Consider the following 21,550-nt stretch of genomic DNA (forward strand, 5'->3'; position numbering starts at 1 on the left):
CGCTCCTGCATGCCTTTTCTTATTGGGGGTGCCGGCCTGGCTTACTGAGCCTTTTCGGCAGCCAGTTCTTCCAGGTCGATGTAACGGTTGCCGATGCGTGGGTGCAGGCGGCCGCCATCGGCGCAACCCAGTACCACGACGATTTCGTCGGCACGCGGGGCATCTTCGATGCGCATTTCCAGGGTGATGTAGTGCGAGCGCAGGCCTTCGTCATCCTTGTGCATCATCGGGACCTGGATGGAAGTGCCCGGGCCGCCGCGCTTGTTGGTGAAGCTCAGGTAGCTCTTGGCTTTGACCGCTTCACGGTAGTGATTGCCGAAGCGCAGGGTGTGGATGATCGCGCTGGCGTGCTCGATCTCGCCATCGGCACCGACCACGGCAGCCTTGCCATAGGCTTCGATCTTGTCGGCGCCGCCAATGATGCCCACCAGGCGCTCGACCATCAGCGCCCCGAGGTCGGAGCAGTTGGCACGGATTTCCGGCTTGAGGTCTTCGACGAAACCACGGCCCAGCCATGGGTTTTTCAATACTACGGCCAGACCGACCATGGTCACGGGGGTATCAGCGGCCTTGCCGCCTTCGATGAAGGTTTCTTCTGTGTAGCTGACGATTTTGCGGATTTCGAAACTCATGAGCGGCTCCATCAGGTGTGGGGGAGTGGTTTGCGTATGATGGTATACCATAATACGTAAAGCACAAGCATCGCGAATGAGTTTGCGTGGGGTGAGGCGATAGAGGGTGGTGTATGAAGGTCTTTTCGAAGCAATGTTAAAAAATGTTAGATTGAAAAAATACTTCACATAATCCGTTCATTGGTGGATGATCGGTCCCAATTCCAATGCGGCTCGCCGGTGTGGTGTCAGCCGCCGTTTTCCCCTGGAGTACCTATGAATAATAAGAATGTCGGTGTGATCGGTTTGGGCGCGATGGGGCTGGGCATTGCCCGCTCGCTGTTGCGCGCTGGCTTCAGTGTGCATGCCTGTGATGTACGTGAGGCAGTCACCCGGCAGTTCGCCGGGGAAGGCGGAGTGGCGTGCTCGTCACCGGCGCAGATGGCCGAGGCCTGTGATGTGATCATCACCGTGGTGGTCAACGCCGAGCAGACCGAGACTGTGCTGTTTGGTACGGGCGGTGCTGTGGCGGCGCTGCGCCCTGCGAGCCTGGTGATCGGTTGCGCCACCGTGGCCCCGACCTACGCCGTGGACCTCGGCCGGCGGCTGGGCGAACACGGGCTGCTGTACCTGGATGCGCCGATTTCCGGCGGTGCGGCCAAGGCCGCCGCCGGTGAGATGACCATGATGACCTCAGGCCCACAGGCCGCCTATGCCAAGGCCGATGCGGTGCTGGCGGGCATGGCCGGCAAGGTTTATCGCCTGGGCGACGTCCATGGACTCGGCTCCAAGGTCAAGATCATCAACCAATTGCTTGCCGGCGTGCATATCGCGGCGTCCGCCGAGGCCATGGCCCTGGGCCTGCGTGAAGGGGTGGATGCCGATGCCTTGTACGAGGTGATTACCCACAGCGCCGGCAATTCCTGGATGTTCGAAAATCGTGTGCCGCACATCCTCAAGGCCGACTACACGCCACTGTCGGCGGTGGATATTTTCGTCAAGGACCTCGGCCTGGTGCTGGATACCGCCCGTGCCAGCAAGTTCCCACTGCCGCTGTCGGCCACTGCGCACCAGATGTTCATGCAGGCCTCCAGCGCCGGTTTTGGCCGCGAGGACGACTCGGCGGTGATCAAGATTTTCCCCGGTATCGAGTTGCCGACTGCCAAGCCCGAACCGGTGTAAGGAACATTTTATGACTGACCACACCACACGCCCGTTGCTGGGTTGCATTGCCGACGATTTCACCGGTGCCACCGACCTGGCCAACATGTTGGTGCGCGGCGGCATGCGCACGGTGCAGAGCATTGGCATCCCCAGCCGAGAAGTTGCAGACGGCCTGGATGCAGATGCCATTGTCATCGCCCTCAAGTCGCGCACCACGCCGGCCGCAGACGCTGTCGAGGAATCCCTGGCCGCACTGGAATGGCTGCGCGCGCAGGGCTGCGAACAGATTTTCTTCAAGTATTGCTCAACGTTCGACTCTACCGCCGCCGGCAATATAGGCCAGGTCAGTGAGGCCTTGCTCAAGGCGCTCGATGCTGATTTCACCCTGGCCTGCCCGGCGTTCCCGGAAAACGGTCGCACGATTTTCCGTGGCCACTTGTTCGTGCAGGACCAGTTGCTCAATGAATCGGGTATGCAGCATCACCCGCTGACACCCATGTGCGACGCTAATCTGGTGCGGGTGCTGCAAAACCAGACTGCATTGCCGGTTGGGCTCCTGCGGTACGACGCGGTCGCCGCCGGTGTGGACGCGACACGCACCAGGATCGCCGAACTGCGCGAGCAAGGCGTGGGCATTGCCATCGCCGATGCGCTGTCGGACCAGGACCTCTATACCCTGGGCAGCGCCTGCGCCGACTTGCCGCTGCTCACTGGCGGCTCGGGCCTGGCCCTGGGCCTGCCGGGCAATTTCCGCCGCGCGGGTAAATTGCGCGATTTTGATGTGAATGCATTGCCCACGGTCAGGGGGGGCGAGGTGGTGCTGGCCGGTAGTGCGTCGGTGGCGACCCTTGGACAAGTTGCAGCCTGGTGCGAGGCGGGCCGCCCGGCATTACGCATCGATCCCATCGCCCTGGCCGCCGGTGAACCGGTGGTGGCGCGGGCGCTGGCCTTTGCTCGCAACAGTGCGCACACCGTATTGATCTACGCCACCAGCACCCCGGCCGAGGTCAAGGCGGTGCAGCAACAACTGGGCGTCGAACGTGCCGGCACCCTGGTAGAGAACGCATTGGGCGAGCTCGCTGCCGGCCTGCGTGAGCAGGGAGTGCGACGCTTTGTAGTCGCCGGAGGGGAAACCTCCGGTGCGGTGGTCAAGGCCCTCGGCGTCAGCCTGTTGCAGATTGGTGCACAGATCGACCCCGGTGTGCCGGCCACGCTCAGCAGTTCCGCCGAACCGCTGGCACTGGCACTGAAATCGGGCAACTTCGGGGGGCGCGAGTTCTTTGCCAAGGCCCTTGTGCACCTGGCAGGAGGTGCCCAATGACTGGCATCGACGAACAGGCCCTGCGCGAAGAGATCTGCGATGTCGGCCATAGCCTGTATCAACGTGGCTATACCGTCGGCAGCGCCGGCAATATCAGTGCGCGCCTGGATGATGGCTGGTTGATTACGCCTACCGACGTCTGTCTGGGGCGTCTTGCACCTGGGGCGATTGCCAAGGTCAACCTGGAAGGCGAGTGGGTGTCCGGGGACAAACCTTCGAAGACCCTGGCCCTGCACCGTCAGGTGTATGACCGCAATCCCTCGGTGGGCGGGGTGGTGCATACCCATTCGACCTACCTGGTGGCGTTGACCCTGGCCGGGGTGTGGCGGCCAGACGCTATTCTGCCGCCGCTCACGCCCTATCAAGTGATGAAGGTCGGGCACATTCCTTTGATCGACTACCAGCGTCCGGGCTCGCCCACCGTCGCCGAGCAAGTGGCGCAACTGGCCAACAGCGTGCGTGGGGTGATGCTTGAACGACTGGGGCCGGTGGTCTGGGAAAGCTCGGTGGCCAAGGCCAGTTACGCCCTGGAAGAGTTGGAAGAAACCGCCAGGCTCTGGCTGATGAGCAACCCCCGGCCCGAGCCGCTGAGTCGGGCCGCCTTGGATGAATTACGCGAGACGTTCGGCGCGCACTGGTAAGCCGTAGATCGATATTGCAAGCCTCCCGCGAGACCCGCCTGCGGATCGTGACGGGGGGCGGCTTGCACCAAAAAACAATAACAACAGGACATTCCCGAATGAGCCCACTGATTTTGATGTTGACCGCCGGCGCGGGTATCGCGCTGCTGCTGTTTCTGGTCCTCAAGTACAAATTCCAGCCCTTTGTCGCACTGATGCTGGTCAGTATTGTGGTGGCGCTGGTGGCCGGGGTGAAACCGGCTGATCTGGTGGCGACGATTGAAGGTGGCATGGGCAAGACCCTTGGTCATATCGCGATCATCATTGCCTTGGGCGCGATGATCGGGCGGATCATCGAGCTGTCCGGCGGCGCCGAAGCCTTGGCCAAGTCGCTGATCGAGCGCTTCGGCAACAGCCGTACGCCGCTGGCTTTGACCATTGCCGGATTCATCATCGGCGTGCCGGTGTTCTTTGAAGTCGGGGTGATTATCCTGATGCCGCTGGCCTACGGTGTAGCACGCCGGGCACGCAAGCCGCTGCTGGTGTTTGCGTTGCCGATGTGTGCGGCACTGCTCACGGTACATGCGTTCCTGCCGCCTCATCCGGGTGCGGTGGCTGCGGCCAGCCAACTGGGTGCGGACCTGGGCCGGGTGCTGATGTTCGGCCTGCCGATCACCGCGTTGCTGTGTTACGTCGGCTACCGCGTGGCGGGGCGCATGACTCGCCGCTTTTATCCGATGACCGATGACATTCGCGCCGAAGTCTATGGCCCCCATGTGACCAATGAAGACTTGCGGGCCTGGACCAGCGGCAGCAACCAGGCCGCGCAACAGAACGCCGTGGCCGAATCCCACATGGGCCTGGAGGAGTCCACCAGTGCCATCGCCGCCAAGTTGCCTGCGGCGCCTGCGCCGGGTTTCGGGCTGATCGTCAGCCTGATCCTGCTGCCGATTGTGTTGATTCTACTGGGCACCCTGGCCACATCGTTGCTTCCGATAGAGTCGACGTTGCGCGCAGTGATGACCGTGCTTGGCGCACCATTGGTGGCGCTGTTGATCGACACCTTGCTGTGTGCCTGGCTGCTGGGCTCGCGTCGGGGCTGGAGCCGCAGCCAGGTGTCGGATGTCATCGGCTCCGCCTTGCCGGGCGTGGCCATGGTGATCCTGATCGCCGGCGCTGGCGGGGTGTTCGGTAAAGTGTTGGTGGACACCGGGATCGGCGCAGTCGTGTCCGATATGTTGCGCACCACCGGTCTGCCGGTGCTGGCCCTGGGCTTCCTGTTGACCATGCTGCTGCGCGCGGTGCAGGGTTCTACGACCGTGGCCCTGGTGACTACCGCAGGAATCATCAGCCCGCTGATTGCCACCCTCAACCTCACGCCTAACCATATGGCGCTGCTGTGCCTGGCCATGGGCGGTGGCGGGCTGGCGATGTCCCATATCAACGATGCAGGCTATTGGATCTTCACCAAGCTGGCCGGGCTGAATGTGGCAGACGGTCTGCGTACCTGGACAGTCATCACCACGTTGCTCGGCACCCTGGGGTTCCTGATGACCCTGCTGATCTGGCCATTTGTCTGATTTCTAGGAGCTTACATGCCTCGTTTTGCTGCCAACCTGAGCATGCTGTACCCGCAATATGATTTCCTCGAGCGCTTCGCTGCGGCGAAAGCCGATGGTTTTGATGCCGTGGAATACCTGTTCCCCTACGATTACAGCGCCGCCACCCTCAAGCAGCGCTTGAGTGATAACGGTCTGGTCCAAGTGTTGTTCAATGCACCGCCGGGTGACTGGGCGGCGGGTGAGCGAGGCATTGCCACCTTGCCGGGGCGCGAGGCCGAGTTTCGCAGCGGCTTCGACCGTGCCCTGGAATACGCCGCGGTGCTGGGCAATACCCGTGTGCATGTGATGGCGGGGCTGTTGCCGTCGCCAAGCCTGCGCGAACGCCATCACGCCGTGTACCTGGAGAACCTGGCCTATGCAAGCGCTGCGGCGGCCGAGGTTGGCGTGACGGTGTTGGTGGAGCCGATCAACCCCCGTGACATACCGGGCTTCTTTCTCAATCGCCAGGACCAGGCCCAGGCGATCTGTCGTGAAGTCGGCGCAAGCAACCTCAAGGTGCAGTTCGACTGCTATCACTGTCAGATTGTCGAAGGCGATGTGGCGACCAAGCTGCGTCGTGACGTCGACGGCATCGGTCATATCCAGATTGCCGGAGTGCCCGACCGCCACGAGCCGGACCTGGGTGAGCTGAACTATGGGTTCCTGTTCGAGCTGATGGACCAGTTGGGCTACACCGGCTGGGTCGGCTGCGAATACCGTCCCAAAGCCGATACCTCGGCTGGCCTGCAATGGTTGCGGGACTGGAAGGCCCGCTGATCCGAAACATCCCCTGCATAACCGGTAAGCAGGGGGCTTCACCATAAAAACAAAAATAACGGGAGTTCCCCTATGCAGCACTTCACCGCCCGGCCCGCTCCAGGCTGGCTGTTTGCGTTGTCTTGTGTACCTTCGATGCTCTGCGCTGCACCATTGCCATCGGCGACGGAGGGCGATTGGGTCGCGCCCGAGTTCACTTTTCACACGGGTGAAAAGCTGACCAACCTGAAATTGCATTACCTGACGCTGGGCGATCCGGCTCACCCGGCGGTCCTGTATCTGCACGGCACGTATCGACCTGGCAGCGACGTGCTGGGCAAGGATTTCGGCGGCGAGTTGTTCGGGCCTGGCCAGCCGCTGGACGCCAGCAAGTACTACATTATTTCCACCGATGGCATAGGGGTCGGCCAGTCGACGAAACCGTCGGATGGGCTGCGCGCCACGTTTCCCGCCTACAACTATGCCGATATGGTCCAGGCGCAGTATCGACTGGTGACCGAGGGCCTGGGGGTCAAGCACCTGCGCCTGGTCATCGGTAATTCCATGGGCGGCATGCAGACTTGGATGTGGGGCCAGACCTGGCCTCAGATGATGGATGGTCTGGTGCCCATGGCATCGCAGCCCACACAGATGTCATCACGCAACTGGATGATGCGTCGGCTGCTGGTGGAGTCGATCAGGCAGGACCCTGCGTGGAATAGCGGCAATTACACCCAGCAGCCGCCTTCGTTACGTCTGGCCAATGCGCTATTCAGTGTAGGCACCAGTGGCGGCACCCTGGCTTACCAGGCGGCTGCGCCGAGCAGAGCGCTGGCCGACAAGCTGGTGGACGAGCGCCTCAACGCTGCGCAAACGGTTGACGCCAACGACTTTATCTACCAATGGCAATCGTCTGCCGATTACAACGCTGCCCCCGGGCTGGGCAATATCCAGGCCCCGGTACTGGCGATCAATTCGGCGGATGACGAGCGCAATCCGCCCGAAACCGGCACTCTGGAGGCGTCCCTGAAACACATCAAGGACGCGCGTTTGCTGCTGATCCCGGCCAGCGCTGAGACGCGCGGCCATGGCACTACGGCGATGGCGAAGTTCTACACCCGGGAGTTGGCGGCGTTCATGCAACACACCGAGCAGGTACGCCAGGCGCGTTAACACGCCGTCGGGTCACGCCGGCGTTGGATCGCCCGGCAGCATCAGTTCGATGCCGCGCTTGCGGATACCGTCAGCGGCCGCCGGGGCCAGGGCGTCGTCGCTGATGATCACATCGAACGGCTCCAGCCCGGCGATGCGGTACATGCTGAAGGTGCCGTACTTGGAACTGCTGGCCACCAGTACTACTTGAGCAGCTGATTGCATCGCCACTTGCTTGACCTCGACCTTCAGCGCCGAGGGGGTGGTGATGCCACGGTGCAGGTCCCAGGAACTGGTGGACACAAAAGCGATATCCGTGACCACCTGGCGCAAAGTCGCCACCGCCAGCCCGCCGACGCAAGAGTGATTGTCATGGTCCAGTTGGCCACCGGTGTGGATCACCGTGACCTGGGGCGCATCCATCAGGGCCTGCACGATCCCGAAATCGTTGGTGACCACCGTCATCCCCGAAAGCGCCTTGATATAGGGGACGATCTCCAGGGTGCTGGTGCCGGCATCCAGGTACACCGTCATGTCCGCGTGCAGCAAACGTGCTGCCAGTCGTGCCATCGCCTGCTTTTGTGGCAATTCCACTACGGCTTTGGATTGATGGCTCGGCTCGCTGTGCAACTGGCTGGCGATCCTGACGCCCCCGGTGACGGAGTACGCCCGGCCTTCCTGTTCCAGCAGTGCAATGTCACGGCGTACGGTCATGTGCGAGCAGTCGAACATCTCCATCAACTGGTGCACGCTCATCACCTGATGCTTGCGCAACTGACGCAGGATTTGCTCGCGACGCTGCTCGGGAATCATCGGCGTGCTGCTGTCGGGGGCAGTGTCCTTGGGGGTTGGCATTGAGGCTCCGGGTCGGTCTGGGGGCTGGGGCACATAGTAGCGAATATGCGTTCCGAGGTGATGCACTTCAGTCAGTCATCAGTGCGTCATCGACTGTGTCCAGGTGCTTGAAGCGTTCGATCAGAAAGTCAATCAGGCTGCGCACCCGTGCCGACAGGTGCAGTTGTTGCGGGTATACCGCGTACACATCGGCGCGAGTGGGGGTCTGGTCCTCCAGTACCAGGCGCAGGCGCCCGCTGCGCACGTAGCGAGCGATGTCCCATTCGGCGCGCAGTAGAATCCCGTAGCCCTCCAGTGCCCAGTTCAGCGCTACCTCGCCGTCGTTGCAGCCCAGGGCGCCGTGCACTTTGATGTTGTCCGTATGCCCGCCGTGGGTGAACGACCACACGCCATACGGCGATTCGTTCTGACGGATGAAGATGCAGTTGTGCTGGTGCAGGTCGGCGAGCTTTTCGGGTGTGCCGTATTTGTCCAGGTACAGCGGCGAAGCGCACAGCAGGCGGCGGTTGGAGGCGATCTTGCGTGCATGGAACGCCGCGTCCGGCAGGCTGCCGAAGCGGATGCCGAGGTCGAAACCGTGGGTCGTCAAGTCCAGCGGGTGATCGCTGATTTCCAGCTGGATTTCGACCTCCGGGTACTGCGCAAAAAACGCTGCCAGGGCCGGGCCGATATAACGGCGGCCGAACCCCAGCGAGGCATTCACCCGAATCAGGCCCTTGGGCGTGGCGCGACTGCTGCTGAGCACCTGCTCCAGTTCGTCGATCTGGGTGAGGATGCGCGCCGCATGGGTGAAATACAGCTCACCTTCGGAAGTCAGGCTCATCGAGCGGGTAGTGCGGTTGACCAGGCGAATGCCCAGGCGCGCCTCCAGTGCCGTCAGGCGTTTGCTCACTGCCGGCGGAGTCACCCCCAGTTCGCGCGCGGTGGCGACCAAGCTGCCTTTGTTGGCGAGCAGGTAGAAAAACGACAAATCCAGGGTTTGGCTCATTCGTAACTCAAGGTTATTTATGTAGTGATTTCGAGTCGATCATGCTGCTTTGATCGCTACATATACTCCGATCACCCCCCGCTTGGACAGCCTGGCTGCGGCGGGACACAACAACAAACGTGACGAAGTGGAGTGAATGATGAGTGCATACAACATTGCGGCAATTCCAGGAGACGGTATCGGCGTGGAAGTGATCGCCGCGGGCGTTGAAGTCCTGCAAAGTCTCGCGAACAAAGCCGGTTTTGCAATGAACTTCAAGCATTTCGAGTGGAACTCCGATAACTACCTGAAAAACGGCTACTACATCCCTGAGGGGGGGCTGGAAGAGCTGAAGACCTTCGACGCAATTTTCTTCGGTGCAGTGGGGGCCTTGAACGTGCCGGACCACATCTCCCTGTGGGGCCTGCGCCTGCCGATCTGCCAAGGCTTCGACCAGTACGCCAACGTGCGTCCGGCGCGGGTGTTGCCGGGGGTGAAAAGCCCGTTGCACAACGGCGACCAGATTGATTGGGTGGTGGTACGGGAAAACTCCGAAGGCGAGTACTCCGGCAACGGCGGGCGGGTGCATCGCGGCTTGCCCGAAGAGGTGGCCACTGAAGTGTCGGTGTTCACCCGTGCCGGTGTGGAGCGTATTCATCGTTTTGCCTTCGACCTGGCCCGCAGTCGCCCCCGCAAGCATCTGACCCTGGTCACCAAGTCCAATGCCCAGCGTCACGGCATGGTGCTGTGGGATGAGATTTTCTACGAAGTGGCCAAGGACTTCCCGGATGTGAAAATCGACAAGGAACTGGTCGACGCCGTGACCACGCGCATGGTGCTCAAACCTTCGACCCTGGATGTGATTGTGGCCACCAACCTGCATGCTGACATTCTTTCCGACCTCGCCGCCGCACTGTCCGGCAGCCTGGGTATTGCGCCCACGGCCAACCTCAACCCTTCGCGCCGGTTCCCGTCGATGTTCGAGCCGATCCATGGTTCGGCGTTCGACATCACCGGTAAAGGCGTGGCCAACCCCATCGCGACATTCTGGACCGCCGCCATGATGCTCGAACACCTGGGCGAGCCAGGCGCCGCCCGGCAATTGATGTCAGCCATCGAGGCGGTCACCGAAAGCGGCCTGCACACCCCTGACCTGGGTGGCACTGCCAGCACCCGCCAGATCACCGATGCCGTCATCGAGCTGATCAACCGCTGATTCACGGGAGTACTGCGGCACAACGCCAAGGGCCGGCGGTCACGTCCGCCCCCCTGGCATTTCCTGACAACAATAAGAATCAGGGCCCTGTCATGAAAAGAATATTTGGCAAACTCTATGTGCAAGTCCTCATCGCGGTCATCCTCGGTGCGATTGTCGGGGTGCTTGTGCCCGACACCGGGACCGCGCTCAAGCCATTGGGCGATGCATTTATCAAACTGATCAAGATGCTCCTGGCACCGGTGATCTTCCTTACGGTGGTCACCGGCATTGCCAAGATGGAGAACATGAAAGAGCTGGGCCGCGTGGGTTTTCGCGCGTTGATCTACTTCGAAGTGGTATCCACCCTGGCCCTGGTGGTCGGGCTGGTGGTGGTGGATGTGTTCAAGCCCGGCGCCGGCATGAACATCGATGTGGCCACCCTCGACACCTCAAGCCTTGCCACCTACACCACGGCGGTCAAGCACGCCTCGTTCATGGACTTTGTCATGAACATCATTCCCGACACCCTGGTGGATGCGTTTGCCAAGGGCAATGTGCTGCAAATCCTGCTGTTTTCTATCCTGCTGGGCGTTGCGCTGGCTGCTGTGGGGCCGCGCGGCAAACCGTTCGTGGACACGCTGGACAGCCTCATGCAGGGCATGTTTCGTATTGTCAACATGGTCATGCGCCTGGCGCCTATCGGTGCGTTTGGCGCCATCGCGTTCACCATCGGCAAGTACGGCTTCGGTTCGTTGTTTTCCCTCGGCAAGCTGATGGCCTGTGTCTACCTGACGTGCGCGGTGTTTGTGATCTTCGTGCTGGGGCCGATTTGCCGCTACAGCGGCTTCAGTTTGTGGAAGTTTCTCAAGTTCATCAAGGAAGAGCTGTTCACCGTGCTCGGCACCAGCTCGTCGGAGTCGGTATTGCCGCAAATGATTGCCAAGATGGAGAGGGCCGGGGTGTCCAAACCGGTGGCCGGCATGATCATCCCCTCGGGCCTGACCTTCAACCCCGACGGCCAGGCGATCTACTACACCATCGCCGCGATTTTCATCGCCCAGGCCACCAACACACCGTTGAACCTAACTGATCAGTTGATTGTGCTGGCGGTGTTGATGTTCACCTCAAAGGGCTCGGCGGGAGTGACCGGCTCAGGCTTTATTATCCTGGCGGCAACGCTGTCGTCACTGGGCACTATTCCGGTGGCGGGCATGGTGCTGCTATTGGGGGTAGACCGTTTTATGTCGGAAGCGCGGGCGATCACCAACACCATCGGCAATGGCGTGGGCACCATGGCGATCGCCAAGTGGGTGGGGGCGTTGGATACGGTGAAAATGCGCAAGGCCCTCGACGGTGAAGTCGAGAGCCCAGGTGCACATTCAGAACTTGAATCGCCCCACCAGCCCCTTGAGCTGCCCGGAAATATCCGTCAACCGACCTGACCCGGTCTGCGCCGAATGGGCAAACCCTTCGACCAGTTGCGCATCGGCATGGATTTGCGCGATGTGCCGGTTGATCTCTTCGGCCACCTGGTGCTGTTCTTCGGCGGCGGTGGCGATCTGGGTGTTCTGGTCGCGGATCGAGTCCACCGAGCCACGGATCTTGTCGAAGCTGTCGCGGGCCTGCTGGATGCGTTCCACGCTGGTGTGCGACACCAGCAGGCTGCCTTGCATCTGCTGGGTCACTTCCTGGGTGCGACGGGCGAGGTTGCCGAGCAGGCTGTCGATCTCGCCGGTGGAGTCGGCGGTGCGGCGGGCGAGGGCGCGAACTTCGTCGGCGACTACCGCAAAGCCGCGGCCCTGGTCACCGGCGCGGGCGGCCTCGATGGCGGCGTTGAGCGCCAGCAGGTTGGTCTGTTCGGCAATCGAGCGGATGGTGTCGAGGATGGTGTTGATGTTTTTGCTGTCCTGCTCCAGCTGCTGCATGGTCTGGGTCGAGCGTTGCAGGTCTTCGCTGAGCTGGAGCACGCTGCCGGTGGCTTCGCCGATGTGCTGCTGGCCGTCGTGCACATCGCGGTAGCCTTCATCGGCACTGGTGGCGGCGGCGCTGCAGGAGCGGGCGACTTCGTTGGCGGTGGCCACCATTTCGTTGAACGCGGTGCTCACCAGTTCCACCGCTTCACGTTGGCGGCCGGCGGCCTGGTTCATGTTGTGGGCGACTTCGCTGGTGTCGGCGGCGGCGGTTTGCAGGTCGGACGAGGCATTGCCGATGCGCTGCACCAACTGGGCAATCATGCTCAGGAACTGGTTGAACCAGCCGGCCAGGCTGGCGGTTTCGTCCTTGCCTTGCACCTTGAGCTGGCGGGTCAGGTCGCCTTCACCTTCGGCGATCTCTTGCAGGCCGTCGGCCACGCCGCGAATCGGACGTACGATCACGCTGGCGAAACTGGCGCCGACAATCGCGAAGACTACGGCCAGCGCGGCGGCAATCGCAGCGATCAACCAGGTAAGGCGGGTCGCGCCGGCCATCACTTCGTCGCGCTTGATCAGGCCGATAAAGCGCCAGCCGAGGTCTTTGGAGCTGACCATGTTGGCCATGTAGGCCACGCCATCGATGTCAATCTGGCTCACGCCGTCGCCGCGCTTGGCCAGTTCGGCGTAGTTGGGGCCCAGGTCGGCCAGGGGCTTGAAGTTGTGCTTGGCGTCGCTGGGGTCTACCAGCACGTTGCCGTTGCCTTCCACCAGCATCAGGTAGCCGCTGTCGCCGAGCTTGATGTTGCGCACCAGTTCGGTGAGCTGCTTGAGCGAGACGTCCAGGCCGACCACGCCGAGGATCTTGCCGGCGGCGTCGGTGACGGTGTGCACGGTGCCGATCAGCGTCACGTCGTCCGGCGCCCAATAGTAGGCGCCAGTGCGCACGGTTTTACCCGGCGCGGCGATGGCCGCCTGGTACCACGGGCGTACGCGTGGGTCGTAGTTGTTCAGCTTGGTGTCGTCGGGCCAGCTGGCGTAGCCGCCGTCGGCGAGGCCCAGGGACAGGTAGGCGGTGCTCGGATGGCTCTTGGCGAACTGGTCGAAAATCTCCAGCAGCGCGGTGTTGGTGGGGGTGAGGGGGATCTGTGCGGCGTCGGCGCCGGCGTAGCTCTTGAGGTCCTTGGCCGCGACAACGCGCGGGTCCTTGGCCACATAGTCGACGTTCTGGCTGATGCCCTCGAAGAACTGCTTCATGCCATTGTCGATCTGGCGGATCTCACGGCCACTGCTGTCGAGGAAATTGGCCTGGGCCCCCTCGCGCAGATTCAACACGACCAGCACGGCCACCAGGATAACCGGCACGCACGCGATGGCGGCAAATGCCCAGGTCAGCTTTTGCTTGATATTCATGACTTCACCCGCGGGTATTTATAATTTTGGCAAGGAGAAAACAGTAGCGTCGAGCGTCGCATGTGTTGTTTTTAGGGGGTGTGGCCATGCGTACCCCCTGTATATCGACTGCGCGGGCACGCACTTTAGGGCCGAGGGAAGGTTTAACCGATGCGTTCGCCGCCCAGCGCATCACGCTGCATCGACTGCAGGTTTTTCTCGATGGTTTCGCAGATGGTGTCCATCTGGATCTGGTGTTCGCTGGAGTTGAACGGGCTTTGCAGGTCGGTGCCGATGCGCTCGATGGCCAGCAGCATGAAGCCCACCACCGTCGAGGCCAGCGGGGTAAACCAACCCAGCGACTCCACCAGGCCCACCGGTACGATCAGGCAGAACAGCGAGATAAACAGCCGGGGGAAGTACACGTAAGGGTAGGGCAGCGGGGTGTTGGCGATCCGTTCCATGCCGCCCTGGGCGTTGGACAAGTCCACCAGGGTCGACTCCAGCCGCGCCAGGCGGATGCTGTCCAGGTGACCGGCCTTGTACTCCCTGGCCAGCAACGCCGCCGAGCCGGTGAGAATATCGTTGGCAAAGTTGTTGGTGGCGCCGTTGCGCGCAAACTCATCGCCGGGGATAAACGCACGGACTTCTTCGGGGCACGGTTGGCCCTTGAGGTGCGCGGCCAGGCAATTCACATAGGCCACATGGCGACGCAGCAGGGTGGCCTTGACCGGGTTCACTTCGCCGTCGGGGTCGTCCAGCAGGGTCAGCACCTGGCGCGCAAAACTGCGCGAATTGTTGACCATTGCGCCCCACAGGGTGCGGGCTTCCCACCAGCGGTTGTAGGCACTGCTGTTACGGAAACTGATCAGCACCACCAGCGCCGAACCCAGCAGGGTCAGGGGCATCAGCGGCAGATTGATCTTGTAGGTGAGAAACAACATGAAGTCCACGGTGACGGCGACGTCCCACAGCAACAGCCAGAACAGCGCCCAGCCCACGTAGCCCATGGTCTTGATGATCAGGCGGTACTTTTTGAGGATGGCGGCTTTCAAATGGGGACCTCGCGGCGAACGGTAAGCAACAGTGCTTAAGCTCGGACGCGGGTCGCGGTGAAAGGTTCGCCCCATGGCCTGAATCGTTTAAGTGGTGCACACCGGCTCCCGTGAGAGTCGTCGCAGTTCTTCCAGTGCAGTGAGGAGCGTGCGTGCTTGCTCGATGACATTGCGGGCCAGTCGATCATGGCCGTGCTGTTCCAGTTGGTGGGCGTTTTTCAGGATTTCGTGAGCTTTGGATTCGATGGCATCGGCGAACAAGTCGATTGAACAGTTCATAACAAGTCCTAGCGTAACAAGTCGGTATTGAATGAGTGGAAAACAGCCAAGCACTGGCGCATTTAATGATGAATAAGCCGGCGTGTATGAATGCGCTGTTTCAATAGCGCTGCGACCGTACAACATTTCTTTGAAATGCCGAGGGACCTTATTTGGTAGTCAGTCTTACGCGCATTGGATGATTGTTGCAAAACGTAAATCGGCAGGCCGGTTTCAAGGAGGGCAGCACTTTTTGGAACAATTTTGGTAGCGATGATGTCTGTCGGGTTAATCGCGATACATTGCGTTCAAGGCAAAACGCCATCACTGGTGGTGTTTACGACGTGAGTAGTTGTGAGACCTGGTTGCAGCAGTACTGCGCCATCGATCAGTGAAATCCAGTAGGTTGATCAGGGCTCTTTCTCATGTGCGTCAGTTCGTTGAAGTTGGCTTTGGATCATTCCGCGCAGGCGTTGGAACGTCACCGGGAATTTGAGTGCAGTATCCGCGCGCACTACGCCATTCTGCTTGGTCCCTATTCAAAACGACCGTTTTTTTACAAGACAGCGCTGAAGTTCAACCGTTTGATGGTGTCCTTCACGTTGCTGAGTGAATATTTCTCCAAGCCGGCGCCGTTGTTGTCCGACGTGAAAGCGTTCTGCCTGGCACGCGGTTTCTGTTCCAGGAACAGCCTGGAGTCGATCTTCCTGCTGTTCAGGGCCCTGGGGTTCATGAAGGTCGCTGGCCACCCTGACGACAGTCGTTTTCGGGTGTTCAGCCCATCGCCGCAGGCTTGCCATGAAGTCAGGTCGATGCTCAATTCCGTGGTGCAGCCGCTGGGGCCGATGTGCCCCGGTGAGGCGATGGTCCAGCGGATGAGTGCATTGGACGACCAAGCGTTCCTGGCACTTTATTTCAAAGGTTTTGCCACCCTTCTTTCAAATAAGCTGACCATCGATGTATTGCTGCCGGAATGTGACTGGCTGGTTAATCGCGATGCTGGACATATGCTGATGTTGGCGATTTATAACGATGCGTGTTCCTTGGACAATCAGGGTGCAAGTTTCAGGGCGTCTTCTTATCTTTCATTGGCGACACAACTTTCCGTGTCCAAGACCCATGTCATTCGTTTGGTCCAGGAGGGTGTTGAAAAGGGCTGCTTTAGAGTGCACTCCAAGACACAGTTGGAAGTGTTGCCGCCCTTCGTAAAGTTGGTGCGTCGTTTTATGGCGTATTCATTTGCAATCACCCTGCACAGTATTGAATTGGGCCAGGCCAGCAAAGGATAGGCAACTTATGCGCAGGGAGTGTTGAGATGCCGGCTAACTTAAAGCTCAGGCCACGGATGCAGAGGTTATTGTCGCCCGCTGTCGCACAGGCTGAATGGATCGGCCTGATTGCCTGGTGGTGGGTGCTGTTGGTGGATCCGGTGATGCAATTTGGCTGGTACACGGTGCTCATTACCATTTGTTTGACGGCGCTGTGTCGATTTCACCGGCGGCTGGTCAACTTCTTGGCCTGGCGGGCGTTCGGTGTGGTCTACATCGCGGTGTTGTCCGGCGGTTTTGCGCTGGTGATACATACGCACCAGGCGTTGCAGGTATTCGCTTTGCCACTGGCGCTGATTCTGGTAGTGAGCAGTGCCTTGCTCTTTATTGCCGTCGAGGATTTCTTGATAAGCGCTGCACTGGTCTGGTCGATGATGTGGCCAGCCATTCATGTGTCGATGTATGCCGGGGTGGAGGTTTACCTGGTGATGTTCTGCCTGGCGTCGGTGTCGATCGGCTTCATCTTGAATTATTCCTACGTGAAGAACCTGCGTTCTGTGTTGCTGGTCGAGAGTGAGTTCCGGGAACTGGCAGAAACGGATTACTTGACCTCCATCCTGAACCGACGGGCCTTTATCGAACGTTTCGCCAAGGTGATCGCCGACGGTCAAGGCGGCTACTTCATGATGATGGATATTGATAGCTTCAAGCTGAAAAATGACCAGTTTGGCCATGATGTCGGCGACAAGATTCTCTGCGCGATGGCTCATTGCCTGAAAGCCACCCCTGGCAGCGACAGCTTTGGCCGGATCGGGGGCGAGGAGTTCGGTGTCTTGCTGGTGGGGGATGACCCTTGGGCGGCCACGGATTTTGCCGCGCGCCTGCTGCAAGCGATTCGCGGCAGTGTCCCGCCACCCCATCACTACACGTGCAGTGCCGGCATGACGCATTTCTCGGCGGGCGCCGATATGTCAGCGGTACTCAAGTGCGCCGACCGCAACCTGTATGCCGCCAAGCGCAATGGCAAGGACTGTGTGTATCTGGATGGCGAGCCGGTGGCTGCTTCCCGGTGAAACGCAAAGACGGGCCTCAGTGCTGGGCCAGAATGCTCGCAAGCAAACCGGGAAAGCGGCCTTCAAGATCTTCAGCACGCAACGCATTCAGATGAGTGGTGCCCACGCTGCGGGTTTGCACCAACCCGGCATCGCGCAACACCCGAAAGTGATGGGACATGCTCGACTTGGGCCGCCCGCCGTCTAGTTCGCCGCACGTGGCCTCGGGTACGCCGGCCAGGCAGCGCACGATTTCCAGGCGCACCGGATCACTCAGGGCGTACAGCACGCGCTCAAGGGTCAGGTCTTGCAGGGGAGGGTGTTTGAAGGCTCGCATGAAACGAATCATAACAGGGGGCTATCGTTGAATACCATAGTTCGATTACCATCGAACTATCGAATCAACCACCTGCTCACTGGAGTTGTCCCATGGCCGCACTGTTCGAACCGTTCAAACTCAAAGATGTCACCCTGCGCAATCGCATCGCTATCCCGCCGATGTGCCAATACATGGCCGATGACGGCATCGTCAACGACTGGCACCTCGTGCACCTGGCCAGCATGGCCCGTGGCGGTGCCGGCCTGGTGGTGGTCGAAGCCACTGCTGTCGCGCCGGAAGGCCGTATCACCCCCGGTTGCGCGGGCCTGTGGAGTGATGCGCATGCCGAGGCGTTCGTGCCGATGGTCCAGGCGATCAAGGCCGCCGGTTCCGTGCCGGGCATCCAGATCGGCCACGCCGGCCGCAAGGCCAGCGCCAACCGTCCGTGGGAAGGGGATGACCATATCGCCGCCTCCGACGCCCGCAGCTGGGAAACCATCGCTCCCTCGGCCATCGCCTTCGGTGCCAACCTGCCACAGGTGCCTCGCGCCATGACCCTGGACGACATCGCCCGGGTGCGCCAGGACTTCGTCGACGCCGCCCGCCGCGCCCGTGACGCCGGCTTCGAGTGGATCGAGTTGCACTTTGCCCATGGTTATCTGGGCCAGAGTTTCTTCTCCGAACACTCCAACCAGCGCACCGATGCCTACGGCGGCAGCTTCGACAACCGCAGCCGTTTCCTCCTGGAAACCCTGGCCGCCGTGCGTGAAGTCTGGCCGGAAAACCTGCCGCTCACCGCACGTTTCGGCGTGATCGAGTACGACGGCCACGACGAGCAGACCCTCACCGAATCCATCGAACTGGCCCGCCGTTTCAAGGCCGGTGGCCTGGACCTGCTGAGCGTCAGCGTCGGTTTCACCATCCCCGACACCCACATCCCGTGGGGCCCGGCGTTCATGGGGCCGATTGCCGAGCGTGTACGTCGCGAAGCTGGTATCCCGGTCACGTCAGCCTGGGGCTTCGGCACGCCGCAACTGGCGGAAGGTGCGTTGCAGGCCGGGCACCTGGACCTGGTGTCGGTGGGGCGTGCGCACCTGGCCGACCCGCATTGGGCGTATTTTGCGGCCAAGGAACTGGGGGTCGAGAAGTCCTCGTGGACCTTGCCTGCGCCTTACGCGCATTGGTTGGAACGTTATCGCTGAGGCGGTAGCCACAGACGCAAGCCACTCGCAAGGGTGGCTTTTTGGCGGCATCTCAAACTGAGGGGCTGTTGAAGAAGCCCGCCGTCTGGGCAAAGTCCACGAAGCGCTTGTTCGCCAGGGAAAGGTACTCGTTGGCTCGCCAACACAGTCTGAAGCTCATGGGTTGGGCGGGTTTGAACGGTACGCCCACGATCCCCGGTTCGCGTTCCTGAACGGAACGCAGCAGGGTGGATATGCCCATGCCATCGAAGGTTGCCTTGGTCACCAGGGAGACGAAGTTGCTTTGCAGTGCGATTCGATAACTCACGCCAGCGGCCTCGCAGAAGGCATCGAGCAGATGACGCTGCATAAATGTCTCATCGAAAACCACCATTTCTGCGCCTTGTAACTGATGGGCTTCGAGGTGGGGTTCGGTCGCCAGAGCATGATCCTCTCGCATGCACAGCACCATTTCGTCATTGCCAAGCAGCACCGATTCCCATGCGCTCCCCACTCGCCGCGATTCGAGCAATGCCACATCGATTTCACGGTTTTCGAGGCGTCGGCTGATTGCGTCCGCGCTGCCCTCGATGACGGTCATGACAATCCCGGGGTACTCGCATCGGAAGGCGCGGAGCAGGTCCGGGATATAGTTGATCCCGAACATCGGCGGCACACCCAGCTTTATTTCGCCGCTCTGCAACTGAGCCATATCGCGAAGTTCCTGGCGCGCCATATCCAGCTCCAGCAGTGCCAGTTCCACGCGGTTCAGAAAGCATTGGCCTTCGGCCGTGACAGTGATTTGTCGTGGTGCGCGGTTGAACAGCACAACACCCAACTCCTCCTCAAGGCGCGTCACGGCCATGCTCAGCGCCGGTTGTGCGATGTGCATCGACTGAGCCGCTTTGGTGAAACTGCCGAGACGGGCTATTTCGACACAGCATTTGAGGGCTTTCAGATTCACTGCGAGGTTACTCCCCGTTCAAAATAACATCACATTTTGTGATCAAAGTGATCATAACAATATATTTCACATGATGAGCAAGCATTCCTAGTATGGCCTCACAACATTCCCGTTCCCTTGCAATACGGAATATGACGCCATGCCTTTTGACGATGACCTGCCTTCCAATGCCCTGAACGATTCGAGTGAAGCCTCGGGCCTGCGTCGGGGCCTGACCAACTACGGCGACAAAGGCTTTTCGTTGTTTCTGAGAAAAGCCTTCATCAAAGGCTCGGGCTACACCGATGGGGCGCTTGAGAAACCCGTCATTGGCATCGCTTCCACCGGCAGTGCGTACAACCCTTGTCACGGCAACATGCCGCAACTGGTCGAAGCCCTGAAGCGTGGAATCCAGCACGCCGGTGGCTTGCCAATGGAATTTCCGACGATCTCTATCGGCGAAAGCTTCTCGGCGCCCACCAGCATGTACCTGCGCAACTTGATGTCGATGGACACCGAAGAAATGCTTCGGGCGCAGCCCATGGACGCCGTGGTCCTGATTGGTGGGTGTGACAAAACCGTCCCTGCGCAATTGATGGGCGCCGCCTCCGCAGGTATCCCCGCCATCCAGTTGATCACCGGTTCGATGCTGACCGGCAGTCATCGGGGAGAGCGCGTCGGGGCTTGCACTGATTGCCGACGCTACTGGGGTAAGTTCCGTGCCGGCGAGGTAGACAGCGTTGAAATCGCAGACGTCAACAGCCGCCTGGTGGCGAGCGTGGGGACCTGCTCGGTGATGGGCACCGCCAGCACGATGGCGTGTATCGCTGAAGCACTTGGCATGACCGTGCCGGGTTGCGCTACGCCACCGGCGGTTACCTCGGATCGCATGCGAATTGCCGAGGAGACCGGCAAGTGCATTGTCGACATGGCTCGCCAGCGTCGAACCATCGACCAGATCCTCACGCCCGCCGCGTTCGAGAATGCCATGCGTGTACTGCTCGCCATTGGTGGGTCTACCAACGGCATTGTCCATCTCACCGCCATCGCGGGGCGCATGGGGCTCGACGTGGATTTGGCCGCACTGGACCGTATGAGCCGTGAGACGCCGGTACTGGTGGACCTCAAGCCTTCCGGCACGCAGTACATGGAGGATTTTCACAATGCCGGCGGAATGACCACGTTGCTTCGTGAACTCAAACCGTTACTCAACCTTGACGCGCTGACCGTCACCGGCCGGTCCCTGGGCGAAGAGCTTGAACGCGCCGAACCGGCCTTTGCGCAAAACGTGGTACGCCCTTTCTCGCAGCCCATCTATCCCCAGGGTGGCATCGCTGTACTGCACGGCAACCTGGCGCCCGGCGGGGCAATCATCAAGCAATCGGCGGCTGATGCGGGTTTGATGGAGCATGAAGGTCGCGCAGTGGTTTTCGAAAACATGGCGGATCTCGCCGCCCGAATTGACAGCGATGAACTGGACGTGACTGCCGAGGATGTCCTGGTGCTCAAGAACATTGGCCCGAAAGGCGGGCCGGGCATGCCTGAGGCGGGATACATCCCCATCCCGCAAAAGCTGGCCAAGGCCGGCGTGAAGGACATCATCCGCATCTCTGATGGGCGCATGAGCGGTACGGCGTTCGGCACCATCGTTCTGCACGTCACCCCCGAGGCGGCAGTCGGTGGCCCGCTGGCTTACGTCCAGAACGGCGATCGCATTCGCCTCAGCCTGTCCAATCGGCAAATTTCGCTGCTGATTCCGGATGAAGAGTTGCGCCGCCGTGCTGAAGCAAGCCAGGTCCTGATACCCACCGGCGAACGGGGGTACCACAAGCTGTTCCTGCAAACGGTTACTCAGGCGGACACCGGTGTGGATTTCGATTTCCTGCGGGCCACCACCCGCAATGGCGCTGTACCGCGTAAATGACCG

20 protein-coding genes are annotated in these 21,550 nt (G+C 60.7%); 12 read left to right on the plus strand and 8 right to left on the minus strand.

Annotation, left to right across the window (positions count from 1 at the left end; all coding sequences use genetic code 11):
• Positions 1-41: 41 nt before the first annotated feature.
• On the minus strand, positions 42-632 hold the full coding sequence (locus M2497_RS12325; protein WP_058427004.1) for an amino acid synthesis family protein: 591 nt from the start codon (positions 630-632) through the stop codon (positions 42-44).
• Positions 633-803: 171 nt separating this feature from the next.
• On the opposite strand from M2497_RS12325, the gene ltnD reads away from it, so the two are divergent.
• From ltnD to M2497_RS12355, 6 genes are all read left to right on the plus strand, one after another.
• Positions 804-1,793, plus strand: coding sequence for an L-threonate dehydrogenase (ltnD, locus tag M2497_RS12330; protein WP_282579056.1), 990 nt, complete (start codon positions 804-806; stop codon positions 1,791-1,793).
• 10 nt (positions 1,794-1,803) lie between these two features.
• Entirely contained in the window at positions 1,804-3,096 is a 1,293-nt protein-coding gene (gene otnK, locus M2497_RS12335) for a 3-oxo-tetronate kinase (RefSeq protein WP_248487743.1), read from the plus strand.
• Entirely contained in the window at positions 3,093-3,737 is a 645-nt protein-coding gene (locus M2497_RS12340; RefSeq protein ID WP_248487744.1) for an aldolase, read from the plus strand. The genes otnK and M2497_RS12340 overlap by 4 nt, the downstream gene beginning before the upstream one ends.
• Positions 3,738-3,835: 98 nt before the next feature.
• Positions 3,836-5,296 (plus strand): SLC13 family permease, encoded by a 1,461-nt coding sequence (locus tag M2497_RS12345; RefSeq protein WP_248487745.1) that lies wholly within the window; start codon positions 3,836-3,838, stop codon positions 5,294-5,296.
• 15 nt (positions 5,297-5,311) lie between these two features.
• Positions 5,312-6,094 (plus strand): 2-oxo-tetronate isomerase, encoded by a 783-nt coding sequence (gene otnI, locus M2497_RS12350; protein WP_248487746.1) that lies wholly within the window; start codon positions 5,312-5,314, stop codon positions 6,092-6,094.
• Between the two features lie 72 nt (positions 6,095-6,166).
• Positions 6,167-7,246 carry an alpha/beta fold hydrolase gene (locus M2497_RS12355; RefSeq protein ID WP_248487747.1) on the plus strand — a complete coding sequence of 360 codons (1,080 nt, stop codon included), beginning with the start codon at positions 6,167-6,169 and terminating at the stop codon, positions 7,244-7,246.
• 12 nt (positions 7,247-7,258) lie between these two features.
• On the opposite strand, the gene M2497_RS12360 is transcribed toward M2497_RS12355, so the two are convergent.
• Both M2497_RS12360 and M2497_RS12365 read right to left on the minus strand, forming a co-directional pair.
• A complete protein-coding gene (locus M2497_RS12360) occupies positions 7,259-8,080 on the minus strand; it encodes a DeoR/GlpR family DNA-binding transcription regulator (RefSeq protein WP_058426997.1) in 822 nt (273 codons plus the stop codon).
• 67 nt (positions 8,081-8,147) lie between these two features.
• Positions 8,148-9,068: a LysR family transcriptional regulator gene (locus tag M2497_RS12365; RefSeq protein ID WP_248487748.1), complete on the minus strand. Its 921-nt coding sequence runs from the start codon at positions 9,066-9,068 to the stop codon at positions 8,148-8,150.
• A 139-nt stretch (positions 9,069-9,207) separates the two neighbouring features.
• On the opposite strand from M2497_RS12365, the gene M2497_RS12370 reads away from it, so the two are divergent.
• Both M2497_RS12370 and M2497_RS12375 read left to right on the plus strand, forming a co-directional pair.
• On the plus strand, positions 9,208-10,263 hold the full coding sequence (locus M2497_RS12370) for a tartrate dehydrogenase (protein WP_248487749.1): 1,056 nt from the start codon (positions 9,208-9,210) through the stop codon (positions 10,261-10,263).
• A gap of 92 nt (positions 10,264-10,355) precedes the next feature.
• The gene (locus M2497_RS12375; protein ID WP_248487750.1) at positions 10,356-11,687 is read left to right on the plus strand and encodes a dicarboxylate/amino acid:cation symporter; all 1,332 of its coding nucleotides are present in this window, start codon (positions 10,356-10,358) and stop codon (positions 11,685-11,687) included.
• On the opposite strand, the gene M2497_RS12380 is transcribed toward M2497_RS12375, so the two are convergent.
• From M2497_RS12380 to M2497_RS12390, 3 genes are all read right to left on the minus strand, one after another.
• A complete protein-coding gene (locus M2497_RS12380) occupies positions 11,625-13,568 on the minus strand; it encodes a methyl-accepting chemotaxis protein (protein ID WP_248487751.1) in 1,944 nt (647 codons plus the stop codon). The two genes, M2497_RS12375 and M2497_RS12380, sit on opposite strands and share 63 nt — an antisense overlap.
• Before the next feature lie 143 nt (positions 13,569-13,711).
• Positions 13,712-14,602: a bestrophin family ion channel gene (locus M2497_RS12385; RefSeq protein ID WP_058426992.1), complete on the minus strand. Its 891-nt coding sequence runs from the start codon at positions 14,600-14,602 to the stop codon at positions 13,712-13,714.
• Between the two features lie 87 nt (positions 14,603-14,689).
• Positions 14,690-14,881, minus strand: coding sequence for a hypothetical protein (locus tag M2497_RS12390; protein WP_248487752.1), 192 nt, complete (start codon positions 14,879-14,881; stop codon positions 14,690-14,692).
• 404 nt (positions 14,882-15,285) lie between these two features.
• On the opposite strand from M2497_RS12390, the gene M2497_RS12395 reads away from it, so the two are divergent.
• Both M2497_RS12395 and M2497_RS12400 read left to right on the plus strand, forming a co-directional pair.
• A complete protein-coding gene (locus tag M2497_RS12395) occupies positions 15,286-16,149 on the plus strand; it encodes a hypothetical protein (RefSeq protein ID WP_248487753.1) in 864 nt (287 codons plus the stop codon).
• A 26-nt stretch (positions 16,150-16,175) separates the two neighbouring features.
• Positions 16,176-17,201 (plus strand): sensor domain-containing diguanylate cyclase, encoded by a 1,026-nt coding sequence (locus M2497_RS12400; RefSeq protein ID WP_248487754.1) that lies wholly within the window; start codon positions 16,176-16,178, stop codon positions 17,199-17,201.
• Between the two features lie 16 nt (positions 17,202-17,217).
• Here the strand turns inward: M2497_RS12400 and M2497_RS12405 are convergent, their stop codons facing one another.
• On the minus strand, positions 17,218-17,517 hold the full coding sequence (locus M2497_RS12405; RefSeq protein WP_058427156.1) for a helix-turn-helix domain-containing protein: 300 nt from the start codon (positions 17,515-17,517) through the stop codon (positions 17,218-17,220).
• Positions 17,518-17,609: 92 nt separating this feature from the next.
• Between M2497_RS12405 and M2497_RS12410 the strand changes: the two genes are divergently transcribed.
• On the plus strand, positions 17,610-18,701 hold the full coding sequence (locus tag M2497_RS12410) for an NADH:flavin oxidoreductase/NADH oxidase (protein ID WP_248487755.1): 1,092 nt from the start codon (positions 17,610-17,612) through the stop codon (positions 18,699-18,701).
• Between the two features lie 52 nt (positions 18,702-18,753).
• Here M2497_RS12410 and M2497_RS12415 read toward each other — a convergent pair whose 3' ends face one another.
• Positions 18,754-19,644: a LysR family transcriptional regulator gene (locus M2497_RS12415; protein WP_248487756.1), complete on the minus strand. Its 891-nt coding sequence runs from the start codon at positions 19,642-19,644 to the stop codon at positions 18,754-18,756.
• 139 nt (positions 19,645-19,783) lie between these two features.
• Here M2497_RS12415 and M2497_RS12420 point away from each other — a divergent pair, with 139 nt between their 5' ends.
• The gene (locus tag M2497_RS12420; RefSeq protein ID WP_248487757.1) at positions 19,784-21,547 is read left to right on the plus strand and encodes an IlvD/Edd family dehydratase; all 1,764 of its coding nucleotides are present in this window, start codon (positions 19,784-19,786) and stop codon (positions 21,545-21,547) included.
• Positions 21,548-21,550: the final 3 nt, after the last annotated feature.

This window comes from Pseudomonas sp. CYM-20-01 (assembly GCF_023169845.1).
Classification (GTDB): domain Bacteria; phylum Pseudomonadota; class Gammaproteobacteria; order Pseudomonadales; family Pseudomonadaceae; genus Aquipseudomonas; species Aquipseudomonas azotoformans.

Excerpts from the sequence above, each read along its gene's own strand:
- M2497_RS12325 (WP_058427004.1), bottom strand. The coding sequence starts at position 632 with ATGAGTTTCGAAATCCGCAAAATCGTCAGCTACACAGAAGAAACCTTC.
- otnK (WP_248487743.1), top strand. The coding sequence starts at position 1,804 with ATGACTGACCACACCACACGCCCGTTGCTGGGTTGCATTGCCGACGAT.
- M2497_RS12340 (WP_248487744.1), top strand. The coding sequence starts at position 3,093 with ATGACTGGCATCGACGAACAGGCCCTGCGCGAAGAGATCTGCGATGTC.
- M2497_RS12345 (WP_248487745.1), top strand. The coding sequence starts at position 3,836 with ATGAGCCCACTGATTTTGATGTTGACCGCCGGCGCGGGTATCGCGCTG.
- otnI (WP_248487746.1), top strand. The coding sequence starts at position 5,312 with ATGCCTCGTTTTGCTGCCAACCTGAGCATGCTGTACCCGCAATATGAT.
- M2497_RS12355 (WP_248487747.1), top strand. The coding sequence starts at position 6,167 with ATGCAGCACTTCACCGCCCGGCCCGCTCCAGGCTGGCTGTTTGCGTTG.
- M2497_RS12360 (WP_058426997.1), bottom strand. The coding sequence starts at position 8,080 with ATGCCAACCCCCAAGGACACTGCCCCCGACAGCAGCACGCCGATGATT.
- M2497_RS12365 (WP_248487748.1), bottom strand. The coding sequence starts at position 9,068 with ATGAGCCAAACCCTGGATTTGTCGTTTTTCTACCTGCTCGCCAACAAA.
- M2497_RS12370 (WP_248487749.1), top strand. The coding sequence starts at position 9,208 with ATGAGTGCATACAACATTGCGGCAATTCCAGGAGACGGTATCGGCGTG.
- M2497_RS12375 (WP_248487750.1), top strand. The coding sequence starts at position 10,356 with ATGAAAAGAATATTTGGCAAACTCTATGTGCAAGTCCTCATCGCGGTC.
- M2497_RS12380 (WP_248487751.1), bottom strand. The coding sequence starts at position 13,568 with ATGAATATCAAGCAAAAGCTGACCTGGGCATTTGCCGCCATCGCGTGC.
- M2497_RS12390 (WP_248487752.1), bottom strand. The coding sequence starts at position 14,881 with ATGAACTGTTCAATCGACTTGTTCGCCGATGCCATCGAATCCAAAGCT.
- M2497_RS12395 (WP_248487753.1), top strand. The coding sequence starts at position 15,286 with ATGTGCGTCAGTTCGTTGAAGTTGGCTTTGGATCATTCCGCGCAGGCG.
- M2497_RS12400 (WP_248487754.1), top strand. The coding sequence starts at position 16,176 with ATGCCGGCTAACTTAAAGCTCAGGCCACGGATGCAGAGGTTATTGTCG.
- M2497_RS12405 (WP_058427156.1), bottom strand. The coding sequence starts at position 17,517 with ATGCGAGCCTTCAAACACCCTCCCCTGCAAGACCTGACCCTTGAGCGC.
- M2497_RS12410 (WP_248487755.1), top strand. The coding sequence starts at position 17,610 with ATGGCCGCACTGTTCGAACCGTTCAAACTCAAAGATGTCACCCTGCGC.
- M2497_RS12420 (WP_248487757.1), top strand. The coding sequence starts at position 19,784 with ATGCCTTTTGACGATGACCTGCCTTCCAATGCCCTGAACGATTCGAGT.